We start from the raw sequence: 13,163 nt of genomic DNA, 5'->3' as shown, positions 1-13,163 counted from the left end.
GTCAGGAAAATACAGGCATTCTGCATGCAGGCCAAATGACAGATCATGCAAATAACCGTGATACAGATAGTTCAAATATCTTTAAGCTATTGAAATATAAGGATTTATTTTTTATAAGAAAGCTGGCACGCACACTGCAATAACCCTTGCATCTTCAACCAACCGCAAGGAATTGAAAAAATGACTGACATGAATAAAGAAGCCATCTCTGTACTCAACGACCTGATCGAAACCTGCAAGGACGGCCAGGAAGGGTTCAAGACTTGCGCTGAAGACATCAAGCACCCAGAACTCAAGACTCTGTTCGTGACCCGTTCTGCCGATTGCGCGACTGCCGCCGCAGAACTGCAGGCTGAAGTGCGTAAACTGGGCGGTGATCCGGAAACCTCTACCAGCGTCAGCGGTGACCTGCACCGTCGCTGGGTCGACGTCAAAGCCATGTTCACTGGCAAGGATGAAGAGGCTGTGCTGAACGAAGCCGAGCGCGGTGAAGACCACGCCCTGAAGGCTTATCGTGAAGCCATCGAGAAAATCAACAAACACGGCCTGGTCGGCATCCGTGACCTGGTTGAGCGTCAGTACCACGGCGTACAACGCAACCACGACCAGGTGAAAGCCCTGCGTAACCAGGCTCGCGCTCGTTCGTAAGCCACGCTGGTAAAACTGTGGGAGCGGGCTTGCTCGCGAATGCGCTGTGTCATGCAACGATGATGTTGCTGACATAACCGCTTCGCGAGCAAGCCCGCTCCCACTTTTGTTTTTTGTGTACCTGATGATCAGCCGATGCTGATCGCCGGCAGAGTCGGCAGGGTCACGGTCTGCTGCTTGCGCGGTGCCAGAATCTCGGCCTCGCCATCCACCACCAGCTCATCGCGCTGGTTGAACACGCGAGTGGCGATGCGCACGCGAAACTTCGGCAGCTTCTCGAGGATTTCCAGGCGCACGGTCAGGGTGTCGCCAATCTTCACCGGCTTCTGAAAGCTCATCTGCTGACCGATGTAGATAGTGCCCGGCCCAGGCAGCTCGCACGCTACGGCGGCGCTGATCAGTGCACCGCTGAACATGCCGTGGGCGATGCGTTCCTTGAACATGCTGGCGGCGGCGAACTCGGCATCCAGGTGCACCGGGTTGTGGTCGCCCGACATCGCGGCGAACAGCTGAATGTCGCGCTCTTCGACAGTCTTGCTGTAGCTGGCGGTCTGGCCGACTTCGAGGGCTTCGTAAGGGATGTTGGTAACCTGGGTCATCGGTCTTGATTCCTGTGACGGATTAAAGTGAATCCACAAAAAATTATTCGCTGCGATGGGGGCGGCGATGGCTCAGCGCCTGGTCGATCCAGGTCAGCACATCGGCAATCACTTCGTCGCGATTGGTTTCATTGAACAATTCGTGCCGCGCCTGCGGGTAGATCTTCAGTTGCAGGTTCTGGCTGCCGGCCGAGCGCAACGCTTCGGCCAGATCTGTCAGACGCTTGCCTTCGCTCACCGGATCACATTCACCGCCGATCACCAGCAGCGGCAGGCCCGGGTCGATCTGGGCGAGATTGGACGCTTTGCTGATCTGCTGCAAGCCGCCGAGCAAGTCGATCCACAATTGATTGGTGCAGCGGAAGCCACACAACGGGTCGTTGGCATACAGATCGACCTCGACCGGGTCGCGGCTCAGCCAGTCGAACGGCGTGCGCGCCGGTTTGAATTTTTTGTTGAACGAGCCGAACGACAACCACTCGATCAGCGCACTGCGGCCCTTGCCGCCCTGACGCAGTTTTTCGAAACGGGCGATTTGTCGCGCCGCGCCGTAAAGCGCCACCGGCTGGAAGTTCGAACCGCTGAGAATCGCCCCATGCAGGCTGGCGCTGTGATGCAGCAGGTAACCCTGAGCGAGGTAGCTGCCCATGCTGTGCCCGAGCAGGATGATTGGCACGTCGGGATGCTGCTGGCCGATGTGCTGATTGAGGCTGGCCAGATCGCCGATCACCTTGCACCAGCCGTCGTCATCGGCGAAATGCCCGAGCGTCCCGTGTTCGGCGGTTTTGCCATGGCCGCGCAGATCCGGGGCGTACACACCATAGCCTTGAGCACAGAACGCATTCGCCAGCCGCTCGTAGCGGGCGCTGTGTTCGGCCATGCCGTGGGCCAGCAGGATCAGCGCTTTCAAGGGCGCGGCAGGCAACCACTGGTTGACGAACAGGCGGCTGCGGTCACTCGCGTCCAGCCAAAAGCCTCGGTGGATCATGGCAATTCCTTTTTTATCGAGCGGTATCGGCCCGCAGTCGTAGCATTGTATAGCGCGTCCGATCAGCTCACGCCACGGCAGGAAGATTCATACGATCAATGTCGCCATCGCCCATATTTGCCTCAATGGCCATAACTGCTAGTGTCCGTGAAGCTCCGCTTTTTGCTTTGTGCCCTCAGGGATCAGCGCGAAACCACAGAAAAGCGGCTCCCGGATCGATTCAGGTAAAGAGGACAAGAACAATGCAACCTGATTTCTGGAATGACAAACGCCCCGCCGGCGTACCACTGGACATCGACATGGGCGAGTTCAAGTCGGTGATCGAGGTGTTTGAGCGTTCCTGCAAGAAATTCGCGGACCGTCCGGCCTTCAGCAATATGGGCGTGACCCTGACCTACGCTGAACTCGAGCGCTACAGCGCGGCGTTCGCCGGTTACCTGCAAGCCCACACCGATCTGGTGCCGGGGGATCGCATCGCGGTGCAGATGCCCAACGTGCTGCAATATCCGATTGCCGTGTTCGGTGCCTTGCGCGCCGGGCTGATCGTGGTCAACACCAACCCGCTGTACACCGCGCGCGAGATGCGCCACCAGTTCAAGGACTCCGGTGCCCGCGCGTTGGTGTACCTGAACATGTTCGGGCAGAAGGTTCAGGAAGTGCTGCCGGACACTGACATCCAATACCTGATCGAAGCGAAGATGGGCGACATGATGCCCACCGCCAAGGGCTGGCTGATCAACACCGTGGTCAGCAAAGTGAAGAAAATGGTCCCGGACTATTCGCTGCCGCAGGCGATCTCGTTCAAGAGTGCGCTGCGCCTGGGCCGTGGTCTGGGGATCAAGCCGTTGAAAGTCAGCCTCGACGACATCGCCGTGTTGCAATACACCGGTGGCACCACCGGGCTGGCCAAGGGCGCGATGCTGACCCACGGCAACCTCGTGGCGAACATGCAGCAGGTGCGCGCGTGTCTTGCGCAATTGGGGCCTGACGGTCAGCCGCTGCTGCGCGAAGGGCAGGAGGTGATGGTCGCGCCGCTGCCGCTGTACCACATCTATGCCTTCACCGCGAATTGCATGTGCATGATGGTTTCCGGCAACCACAACGTGCTGATTACCAATCCGCGAGACATCGCAGGCTTCATCAAGGAACTGAAGAACTGGCGCTTCTCGGCGCTGCTCGGCCTGAATACGTTGTTCGTCGCGCTGATGGAGCACCCGGACTTCAAGACCCTGGATTTCTCCAGCCTCAAGCTGACCAACTCCGGCGGTACCGCGCTGGTCAAGGCCACCGCCGAGCGCTGGGAGCAGATCACCGGTTGCCGCATCACCGAGGGTTACGGCCTCACCGAAACGTCGCCGGTGGCCTGCACTAACCCGTATGGCGACAAGTCGCGTCTGGGCACGGTCGGTCTGCCGGTGCCGGGTACGCTGCTGAAGGTCATCGATGACGAGGGTGTCGAGCAGCCGATGGGTGAGCGCGGCGAGTTGTGTATCAAAGGCCCGCAGATCATGAAAGGCTACTGGCACAAACCCGAGGCCACCGCCGAAGTGCTGGATGCCGAGGGCTGGTTCAAGTCCGGTGATATCGCGGTGATCGACCCGGACGGCTTCGTACGCATCGTCGATCGCAAGAAGGACATGATCATCGTCTCCGGTTTCAACGTGTACCCCAACGAGATCGAAGATGTGGTCATGGCCCACCCGAAAGTCGCCAACTGCGCGGTGATCGGCGTGCCGGACGAGCGTTCGGGCGAAGCGGTGAAGCTGTTTGTGGTGGCGCGGGAAACCGGGGTCAGCCTCGAAGAGCTGAAGGCGTACTGCAAAGAGAATTTCACCGCTTACAAAGTGCCGAAACACATCGTACTGCGTGAGTCGTTGCCGATGACGCCGGTCGGCAAGATTCTGCGGCGGGAGTTGCGCGATATCGCCTGATCGGTGAATGGCCGCGCGTTGCGCGGATCGCGGGCAAGCCACGCTCCCACAGGGATCTCCATCAACCTTGTGAGAGCGGGCTTGCCCGCGATGCTTTTTGGGGGGGAAGGCCCGGAAAACCGGGGCTTTCAGGGGTGTATAGGATTTTTGCTCTAAAATGACTGCTGGAAAGTCTTGAGTCACTAAAGTGACCATGGAGGCCGCTTTTGGCTCTAGTCGGCCCTCGGCAAAGCTGCTACTCTCGGCGCGCTTTGTGACTTCTCGGCCTGTAGAAAAGCCAGATTCACCAATACAAAACACACACCAATAATAATCGCATCAAATGCGGTGAAGAATTCGCGTTGCTGAGGAGTGGGCTTCCATGATCGAAGACTTTTGGAAGGATAAATACCCGGCTGGAATTGCTGCCGACATCAATCCAGACGAGTACCCGAATATTCAGGCAGTGTTGAAGCAATCCTGCCAACGCTTCGCCAACAAGCCGGCTTTCAGCAACCTGGGCAAGACAATCACCTACGGTGAACTGTACGAATTGTCCGGTGCGTTTGCCGCGTATCTGCAACAGCATACCGACTTGCAGCCCGGTGATCGAATCGCCGTGCAACTGCCCAACGTTCTGCAGTACCCGGTCGCCGTCTTTGGTGCAATCCGCGCCGGGCTGATCGTGGTCAACACCAACCCGCTGTACACCGCGCGGGAAATGGAACACCAATTCAACGACTCCGGCGCCAAGGCGCTTGTCTGCCTGGCCAACATGGCGCACCTGGCGGAAGCCGTGGTGCCGAAAACCGGGGTCAAACACGTTATCGTCACCGAAGTTGCCGACCTGCTGCCGCCGGTCAAGCGCCTGCTGATCAACAGCGTGATCAAGTACGTGAAGAAGATGGTCCCGGCCTATCACCTGCCTAAAGCCGTCAAGTTCAACGACGTGCTGAGCAAGGGCCAGGGCCAGCCTGTGGCCGAAGCCAATCCGCACAGCAGCGATGTCGCGGTGTTGCAGTACACCGGCGGCACCACCGGCGTGGCCAAGGGCGCGATGCTGACCCATCGCAACCTCGTCGCCAACATGCTGCAGTGCAAGGCGCTGATGGGGTCCAACCTCAATGAAGGTTGCGAGATCCTGATCACGCCGCTGCCGCTTTACCACATCTATGCGTTCACCTTTCATTGCATGGCGATGATGCTGATCGGCAACCACAACATCCTGATCAGCAACCCGCGCGACCTGCCGGCGATGGTCAAGGAACTGTCGAAGTGGAAGTTCAGCGGCTTCGTCGGCCTCAACACGCTGTTCGTCGCGTTGTGCAACAACGAAGGTTTCCGCAAGCTGGATTTCTCCAACCTGAAAGTCACCCTGTCCGGCGGCATGGCCCTGCAACTGGCGGCCGCCGAGCGCTGGAAAGCGGTGACCGGTTGCTCGATCTGCGAAGGTTACGGTATGACCGAAACCAGCCCGGTGGCCACGGTCAACCCGATCCAGAACATCCAGATCGGCACCATCGGCATTCCGGTGCCGTCGACCCTGTGCAAAGTCATCGATGATGCCGGTGTCGAGCAGCCCATGGGCGAAATCGGCGAGCTGTGCGTCAAGGGCCCGCAAGTAATGAAGGGCTACTGGCAGCGTCAGGAAGCCACCGACGAGATCCTCGACAGCGAAGGCTGGCTGAAGACCGGCGACATCGCGCTGATCCAGCCCGATGGCTACATGCGCATTGTCGATCGCAAGAAAGACATGATCCTGGTATCTGGTTTCAACGTTTACCCCAACGAACTGGAAGACGTACTGGCGACCCTGCCGGGCGTATTGCAGTGCGCGGCCATCGGCGTGCCGGACGAGAAGTCGGGCGAGGCGATCAAGATCTTCATCGTGGCCAAGCCGGGCGTGACCCTGACCAAGGAAACCGTGATGGAGCACATGCGTGCCAACGTCACCGGTTACAAGGTGCCGCGTTCGGTGGAATTCCGCGATGCGCTGCCGACGACCAACGTCGGCAAGATCCTGCGTCGTGAGTTGCGTGACGAAGAGCTGAAGAAGATCAAGGCCAAGTCCGCCGCCTGAAGCAAAAAGCCCCGCAGATGCGGGGCTTTTTGTTGGAGTAGGTGGTGGATCTGTAGTGACTGTGATGCCGCCTTCGCGAGCAAGCCCGCTCCCACATTCAACCGCGTTCCTCCAGTTGGAATACAGTCAAATGTGGGAGCGGGCTTGCTCGCGAAGCTTTTCGGTTACTGCCGGAACGGCGCGAAATTCACATTGGTTCCCGCCGGACGCATGTCCTGCAGATACGAATCCTTGTCTGCACTCAATTCCAGGCTCAACGCCGCCTTGCGCTTGCCCTCGTTGCGAATCACCAGACCTTCGAGCTTTTCCCGCAGGAACACCGTCGGCACTTTCAGGTGCAGCAGTTCGTCGGTGGCCGGGGTGTGCATCAGCAGGTGAATCCACTCGTACTGACCGACGGCGAGGCGCGTCACCGGCAGGTCGAACCACCAGATGTTGCGGTTGCGGTTCAATTCGGCGAAGTGGCAGTTGTTGGTGCCGAGCACAGCGCCGCCCAGTTCCTGGTTGCGACGGGCAATGGCCTGCTTTTTATCGAGTTTCATAACATTCCTGCGGGATCTGATCGTTGGCGCACGGCGCCCATAGGTGCGCATTCTCGGGGCTTGCGGGGCAAACATAAAGCCCAACCTGCATGGGCACGACGAAATGAAGGGCAAAAATAAATGAAACTCGTGGCAAACCCGGCCAGTCAATCATTACGTACTGACTTTTCCCCTTCAATGCACCAAGGAGAAACACCATGAGTAGCACTGGCGATAAAGTAAAAGGCATGGCCAACGAAGCAGTCGGCAACGTCAAGCAAGGCGTCGGCAAAGCCACCGACAACACCAAGCTGCAAGCCGAAGGCAAACTGCAAGAGAAAAAAGGTGAAGCCCAGCAAGCTGTCGGCAAAGCCAAAGACGCCATCAAGAAAGGTGTCGACAAGGCGTAATTCCGCCTTGAACGAAACACACGAGCGGCCATCCAAGGATGGCCGTTTTTGTGTCAAAACCCGACAGCCATCCACGAAGGTCGCCAAGTAGGCTACCGTGATGTAGAAAACGGCCCCTGAGTCGCCACGACTTCAACCTGTAATGCGGCGAAAGGAGACGCGAATGATTTTTCCAGACATGAAAGGTCTGCCACTGCACCGGGTGATGGTGCGCACGGTCACTGAATTCGTCGACGACGAGATGTCGACCTACGCCTCGGCACTGGCCTACCAGATGCTGTTCTCGCTGTTCCCGTTCATTCTGTTCCTGATTGCGCTGATCGGTTTCCTGCATCTGCCGGACTTCTTCACCTGGCTGCGCCTGCAGTCGGAACTGGTGTTGCCGCCGCAGGCGCTGGAACAGGTCAACCCGGTGATCGATCAGTTGCAGCAGTCCAAGGGCGGCTTGCTTTCGGTCGGTATCGTCATCGCCCTGTACACCGCGTCTGCCGGTGTGCGGCTGATGATGAGTGCGATGAACGCCGCTTACGACGTGGTCGAGGGCCGGCCGATCTGGAAGCGTTTTCCGCTGTCGGTGTTCTACACCGTCGGCATTGCCGGCATGTTGCTGGTGGCGGCCGCACTGATGGTGCTCGGGCCGCAAGTGATGGGCTGGATTGCCGCGCAGGTAGGGTTGGAAGATTTCATCGTCACTGTGTGGACGATTGCGCGCTGGCCGGTGATCGTGATCCTGATGATGGTCGCCGTGGCGCTGATCTATTACGTGATGCCCGACGTCAAACAGGAATTCCGTTTCATCACCCCCGGCTCGGTACTTGCCGTGGTGGTGTGGATCATCGCCTCACTGGGCTTTGCGTTCTACGTCAAAACCTTCGCCAACTACAACGCGATGTATGGCAGCATCGGGGCGATCATCGTGCTGTTGCTGTATTTCTACATTTCCTCGGCGGTGCTGCTGCTCGGCGCCGAGATGAATGCGGTGATCGAACACATGTCCAGCGAGGGCAAGGACGAGGGCGAGAAAGTCCCCGGCGAACTCGATGAACATCCCAAACAACATGTCTCTGGCCTGGGGCGCGACCACTCGCTCAAGCCGGACACTGACGAAGCCTGACCATGATCCGTGAAATCCTCAAAATGGGCGACGAACGCCTGCTGCGCATTGCTCCACCGGTGCCGCCGGAAATGTTCGACAGCCCCGAGCTGTGGCAACTGATCGATGACATGTTCCAGACCATGGAAAGTGTCGGTGGCGTCGGCCTCGCCGCGCCGCAGATCGGCGTCGACCTGCAATTGGTGATCTTCGGTTTCGAGCACAGCGAACGTTATCCGGACGCCGAAGCGGTGCCGCAGACGATCCTGATCAATCCGCTGATCACGCCGCTGAGTCCGCTGACCGAGGAGGGCTTTGAGGGCTGTCTGTCGGTGCCCGGCCTGCGCGGTGCGGTGGATCGTTATCAGCAGATTCGCTACGAAGGCTTTGATCCCAAGGGCGAGCCGATCGTACGCGTGGCGTCAGGCTTCCATGCGCGGGTAGTGCAGCACGAGTGCGATCATCTGATCGGCCGCTTGTATCCGTCGCGGATTACCGATTTCAGCAAGTTCGGCTTTACCGAAGTGATGTTCCCGGATCTCGATCCAACGGCTGACGACTGATCCTGAGAACACCTCTATCCCACAATTGATTTTTATGGTTCCAGTTCCATCGCAATCATCGGCTTGCTCCGCGCATACCGGCTCAACCGCTCGGCCAGTGCGTAGGGCAGGGCGGGATCGAAACTGAAACCGCGCCGCTCGTAAAACCCGCGCAAGTCCGGATGACAGAACAGCCACACCGGCTCCTGCAAATCCTTCACCGCCGCCGTGATCAACTCTCCGGCGATCCCTTGCTCACGGCAACCCGGATCAACAAACAATCCGGTCAACCAGTACCCGCCCGCCACCGGCCGCAAGCACAATGCGGCAACGATGTCCTCTCGACGGGCCACCCATAACTGGGCATCGCGCACCGCCTTCATCGACGATTGGTGGCTGCGGTAAAACTTGTTCATCAACGGCCACAAAGGCTCGTCGAGCAGGACGTATCGGGTATCGGGCATGGGATCGGACTGGCGGCGGGCAAAGCGCCGATTATAAAAGAACGCGCGCCGCGCGATAGGTGTATACCTGAGCCTACATCCCTGTGAGTGGAGTACGCATCATGTCCAAAGGTATGGATTCAAAGAAAGCCGCGAAGAAGAAACCGGTGAAGACGGCGATTGAAAAGCGTGCAGAGAAGAAAGCCAAGAAGGTCGATATTTTCGGTCATTGATCACGTCCTTCGGGAGCCCGTCCCCCGGGCTCCCGTTTCAGCGCAAAAATAATCTGCAAGATTGCTCGGCTTCGTTGCACAGAAGGGGAAGATTCCCGTTCCGAGCCACGCCATGCCGAATTACTTCGACGCCGACCATCGCCAGCAGATCGAAACCCTGCGCCAGCGCTTCACCGCTCGCACCGAATGGCCGACCTGGCTGCTGCTGATCGGCGTGTATGGCGGCTGGTTCGCGATCATCATCAACAGTCAGTGGCTCGGTCGCGGCTTGAGCACATTGCTGCTGATTCCGCTGCTGGTGCTGTGGCTGTCGGTTCAGCATGAATTGCTGCATGGGCATCCGACCCGCTCGGTGCTTTTCAATAAAATCCTCGGCTACGCACCTTTTGCGGTGTGGTATCCGTACACGCTCTACCGCGACAGCCACCTGCTGCATCACCGCGATGAAGACCTGACCGTGCCCGGCATTGATCCGGAAAGTCGCTACCTTACGGCAGCACGCTGGCAGGGCAGTTCGCTGTTTGAACGCAGCCTGCACTGGCTGAATAAAACCGTAATCGGCCGCTTCATCATTGGTGCGCCGCTGGGATTGATCGCGCTGGCTGCCGAAGAACTGCAACGCCTGAAAAACCGCGAGCGTCAGACCTGGTTGATGTGGCTGACCCACGGTGCGTTCAGCGTGTTAATGCTGTGGTTTATCGCGCGCTTCAGCGTGTTGCCGGTCTGGCATTACCTGCTGCTGATCAGTGTGCCGGTACTGTCGATCGCGATGATCCGCTCCTACTATGAACACCGCCCGCACGCTCAACCGGAGCAGCGCACCGTGCTCAACGAGGCCGGTTGGCCGTGGCGCTGGCTGTTTCTGAATCTGAACTTCCATCTGGTGCATCACGACCTGCCGGGGCTGGCGTGGTACGACTTGCCGGCGGCCTACCGGATGCGCCGCGAGCAGTGGGTGGCGCGCAGTGGCGGGTTTCTGGTGCAGGGTTATGGGCAGTTGTGGCGGCAGCATGGATTCAGGCCGATCGACAGTCCGCAGCATCCTTTCCACTGACTTCAAAAACACCACAAAACCTCTGTGGGAGCGAGCTTGCTCGCGAATGCGGTAGAACAGTGACATGTCTGGTGTCTGACACACCGCTTTCGCGAGCAAGTCGAATCGTCGCACCGCCGCTCCCACAGGGGTAAGTATTTGCAGGGAAATAACGTGTATGACCCAACACCATCTCGAACTGCTGATGTACACCGCCCCCGAGCCCATCCGCTTGGCCAACGAACGCTGGATCTCACGCATTCTCGAACATCTCGGCCACTCCCGCCTGAACGCCGCAAGCCTGTCGCTCCCCGAGCTTTGGTTATCGCCGGATCTGCTGCTGACCCAGACCTGCGGCTATCCCTTGATGACCCTGCTGCGCGGTCAAGTACGCATCGTCGGTCGCCCGCGCTACGAATTGCCCGACGCCACTGCCGGCAATCACTGCAGCCTGATCCTCAGCCGTGCTGACGATTCGCGCGAAACCCTGGCGGACTTTCGCGGCAGTCGCGGGGTGATCAACAGTGACGACTCCAACAGCGGCATGAACCTGTTGCGCCATTGTCTGGCGCCGCTGCACCGCGACGGGCAGTTCTTCGGCGCGCTCGGCATCAGTGGCGCGCACCGCGAGAGTCTGCGTTGGGTGCGTGAGGGGCGCGCTGATCTGGCGGCGATCGACAGCGTGACCTATGCGTACCTCGCTCGGCATGCGCCTGAAGACGTCACTGGATTGCGAGTTGTGGCACGCACTGCGCTCAGCCCGACCTTGCCTTTTATCACCGCCGCGACTGCTACGGATGAGCAGATCGAACAGTTGCGCCGGGTAATGAATCAGGCGTTGCGTGAATTGCCTGATGTGGCGCAGATCCTCGGCTTGCCTGAAGTTTTGCCCGCCAGCGAAAGCGATTATCAGATCTTGCTCGACTATCAACGTGAGGCTGAAGAGCTGGGCTACGGCCGCTTGCGCTGAACAGCCTTATATCTCCAAAAAGAATATAAAAATGAAATATAAATATTATTAATGCATAAGGCGCCTTGCTACGATCGCGCCACCGGATCACCGGACATTCAGCGACCCTTACCCAGGAGCCCTTATGTCCGGCGCCGACACCGCTCACCGCAATCATCTCGACGCTCTGTTCCGCGCCCATTACCGCTGGCTGTGCACTTACCTGAGCCGACATCTGCACGACTCCGCAGGCGCGGAAGACATAGCCGCCGAAACCTTCGCGCAATTGCTTCAGGCGCCCAGTATCACGGCGATTCGCGAACCCCGCGCCATGCTCACCACGATTGCTCAGTGTTTGCTTTATCAGCGCTGGCGCCGGGCGGATCTGGAGCGCCGGCATGCGCAGCAGATCGACGTCGAGGTCGCTATCTCGCCTGAAGACCTCGCGCAACTGAGCCAGACCCTCAAGCGCCTCGATCACAGCCTGCAACGCCTGCCCGGCAAGGTCCGTTCGACCTTCCTGCTGGCACGGATCGATGGCCTGACCTATCCGCAAATCGCCGCCGAACTGGGCATCTCTCAGCGTTCGGTCAGCGTTTACATGAGCCGCTCCCAAGCCCTGTGCGACCGCCACAGCGCCAACCAAATCCTGACAGACAAGAGGTCCGCATGAGATCAATCAAAACCCTGCTCGGCCATTCGTTACTGGCGCTGAGCCTGAGCGTCGGCGCTGTTTCGGCGGCGGAAAAAACCGCACCGATCCACTTCGGTGACATCACCTGGGAAAGCGGCAGTTTCATCACCGAAGTGCTGCGCCTGATCGTCGAGAAAGGTTATGGCTACCCGACCGACACGCTGCCGGGCAGCACCGTCAGCCTGGAAGCGGCGCTGGCGAAAAACGACATTCAGGTGATCGGCGAGGAATGGGCCGGGCGCAGTCCGGCGTGGGTCAAGGCCGCCAATGAAGGCAAGGTGTTCGGCCTTGGCGACACGGTCAAGGGCGCGACCGAGGGCTGGTGGGTGCCGGAATACGTGATCAAGGGCGACCCCGAGCGCGGGATCAAACCATTGGCACCGGAGCTGAAATCGGTGGCCGACCTGCCGCGCTACAAGGACGTGTTCCGCGACCCGGAAGACCCGCGCCGTGGACGCTTCCTCAACAGCCCGACCGGCTGGACTTCGGAGATCGTCAACAGCCAGAAGCTCAAGGCCTATGCGCTGACCGACAGCTACGTCAACTTCCGCACCGGCTCCGGCGCGGCGCTGGATGCCGAGGTGGCGTCGTCGATCAAACGCGGCAAACCGGTGCTGTTCTATTACTGGTCGCCGACGCCGCTGCTCGGTCGCTTCAAACTGGTGAAGCTCGAAGAGCCACCGTTCGATGCTGAAGCCTGGAAAACCCTGGCCGATGCCAACAACCCGAATCCCAAGGGCACCCGCTCGATGCCGGCCAGCCTGGCGATTGGCGTGTCGGCGCCGTTCAAGGCGCAATACCCGGAGCTGGTGTCGTTCTTCGAGAAAGTCGATTTGCCGATTGATCTGCTGAACCAGACGCTGGCCGGGATGAGCGAAAAACGCCAGCCACCACGGCAGGTAGCCGAAGCATTTTTACGCGATCAGCCGCAGGTGTGGAGGGCGTGGGTGCCGGGTGAGGTGGCGAGCAAGGTGACGGCGGGGCTTTGAGTTTCTCCCGGTTGATCTGCGTTGTTTGAAC

14 protein-coding genes are annotated in these 13,163 nt (G+C 59.2%); 10 read left to right on the top strand and 4 right to left on the bottom strand.

The window, feature by feature from the left end; all coding sequences use genetic code 11:
* Window positions 1-180: 180 nt before the first annotated feature.
* Complete coding sequence (locus ACOYXI_RS12515) at window positions 181-648, top strand: ferritin-like domain-containing protein (protein WP_003227422.1); 468 nt, start codon at window positions 181-183, stop codon at window positions 646-648.
* A 128-nt stretch (window positions 649-776) separates the two neighbouring features.
* Here ACOYXI_RS12515 and ACOYXI_RS12510 read toward each other — a convergent pair whose 3' ends face one another.
* Both ACOYXI_RS12510 and ACOYXI_RS12505 read right to left on the bottom strand, forming a co-directional pair.
* Window positions 777-1,247, bottom strand: coding sequence for a MaoC family dehydratase (locus tag ACOYXI_RS12510; RefSeq protein ID WP_003227420.1), 471 nt, complete (start codon window positions 1,245-1,247; stop codon window positions 777-779).
* A gap of 43 nt (window positions 1,248-1,290) precedes the next feature.
* Window positions 1,291-2,235 carry an alpha/beta hydrolase gene (locus ACOYXI_RS12505; protein ID WP_027612571.1) on the bottom strand — a complete coding sequence of 315 codons (945 nt, stop codon included), beginning with the start codon at window positions 2,233-2,235 and terminating at the stop codon, window positions 1,291-1,293.
* Window positions 2,236-2,477: 242 nt separating this feature from the next.
* Between ACOYXI_RS12505 and fadD2 the strand changes: the two genes are divergently transcribed.
* Entirely contained in the window at window positions 2,478-4,166 is a 1,689-nt protein-coding gene (gene fadD2, locus ACOYXI_RS12500) for a long-chain-fatty-acid--CoA ligase (protein ID WP_210558840.1), read from the top strand.
* 361 nt (window positions 4,167-4,527) lie between these two features.
* Window positions 4,528-6,225, top strand: coding sequence for a long-chain-fatty-acid--CoA ligase FadD1 (gene fadD1, locus ACOYXI_RS12495; protein ID WP_003227414.1), 1,698 nt, complete (start codon window positions 4,528-4,530; stop codon window positions 6,223-6,225).
* Window positions 6,226-6,389: 164 nt separating this feature from the next.
* Here fadD1 and ACOYXI_RS12490 read toward each other — a convergent pair whose 3' ends face one another.
* A complete protein-coding gene (locus ACOYXI_RS12490) occupies window positions 6,390-6,767 on the bottom strand; it encodes a hypothetical protein (RefSeq protein WP_007969330.1) in 378 nt (125 codons plus the stop codon).
* A gap of 197 nt (window positions 6,768-6,964) precedes the next feature.
* Here ACOYXI_RS12490 and ACOYXI_RS12485 point away from each other — a divergent pair, with 197 nt between their 5' ends.
* The 3 genes from ACOYXI_RS12485 (at window position 6,965) to def (ending at window position 8,812) form a co-directional block, all read left to right on the top strand.
* On the top strand, window positions 6,965-7,156 hold the full coding sequence (locus ACOYXI_RS12485) for a CsbD family protein (protein ID WP_027612573.1): 192 nt from the start codon (window positions 6,965-6,967) through the stop codon (window positions 7,154-7,156).
* A 163-nt stretch (window positions 7,157-7,319) separates the two neighbouring features.
* Window positions 7,320-8,270: a YihY/virulence factor BrkB family protein gene (locus ACOYXI_RS12480; RefSeq protein ID WP_098965233.1), complete on the top strand. Its 951-nt coding sequence runs from the start codon at window positions 7,320-7,322 to the stop codon at window positions 8,268-8,270.
* Between the two features lie 2 nt (window positions 8,271-8,272).
* Window positions 8,273-8,812, top strand: coding sequence for a peptide deformylase (gene def, locus ACOYXI_RS12475; protein ID WP_003227403.1), 540 nt, complete (start codon window positions 8,273-8,275; stop codon window positions 8,810-8,812).
* Between the two features lie 32 nt (window positions 8,813-8,844).
* Here def and ACOYXI_RS12470 read toward each other — a convergent pair whose 3' ends face one another.
* The gene (locus ACOYXI_RS12470) at window positions 8,845-9,255 is read right to left on the bottom strand and encodes a GNAT family N-acetyltransferase (RefSeq protein WP_134787165.1); all 411 of its coding nucleotides are present in this window, start codon (window positions 9,253-9,255) and stop codon (window positions 8,845-8,847) included.
* A 324-nt stretch (window positions 9,256-9,579) separates the two neighbouring features.
* Here ACOYXI_RS12470 and ACOYXI_RS12465 point away from each other — a divergent pair, with 324 nt between their 5' ends.
* The 4 genes from ACOYXI_RS12465 to ACOYXI_RS12450 all read left to right on the top strand — a co-directional run bounded on the left by ACOYXI_RS12465 (window position 9,580) and on the right by ACOYXI_RS12450 (window position 13,132).
* Window positions 9,580-10,521, top strand: a complete 942-nt coding sequence (locus ACOYXI_RS12465) for a fatty acid desaturase (RefSeq protein WP_461674900.1) — start codon at window positions 9,580-9,582, stop codon at window positions 10,519-10,521.
* A gap of 157 nt (window positions 10,522-10,678) precedes the next feature.
* The gene (locus ACOYXI_RS12460) at window positions 10,679-11,470 is read left to right on the top strand and encodes a phosphate/phosphite/phosphonate ABC transporter substrate-binding protein (RefSeq protein WP_098965229.1); all 792 of its coding nucleotides are present in this window, start codon (window positions 10,679-10,681) and stop codon (window positions 11,468-11,470) included.
* Window positions 11,471-11,594: 124 nt separating this feature from the next.
* Entirely contained in the window at window positions 11,595-12,122 is a 528-nt protein-coding gene (locus ACOYXI_RS12455) for a sigma-70 family RNA polymerase sigma factor (protein WP_461674899.1), read from the top strand.
* Window positions 12,119-13,132 carry an ABC transporter substrate-binding protein gene (locus ACOYXI_RS12450; protein ID WP_098965226.1) on the top strand — a complete coding sequence of 338 codons (1,014 nt, stop codon included), beginning with the start codon at window positions 12,119-12,121 and terminating at the stop codon, window positions 13,130-13,132. Before ACOYXI_RS12455 ends, ACOYXI_RS12450 begins: the two co-directional genes overlap by 4 nt.
* Window positions 13,133-13,163: the final 31 nt, after the last annotated feature.

It is taken from the genome of Pseudomonas sp. G3-19, assembly GCF_054855875.1.
This window is presented reverse-complemented; position numbering and strand designations above follow the sequence as displayed.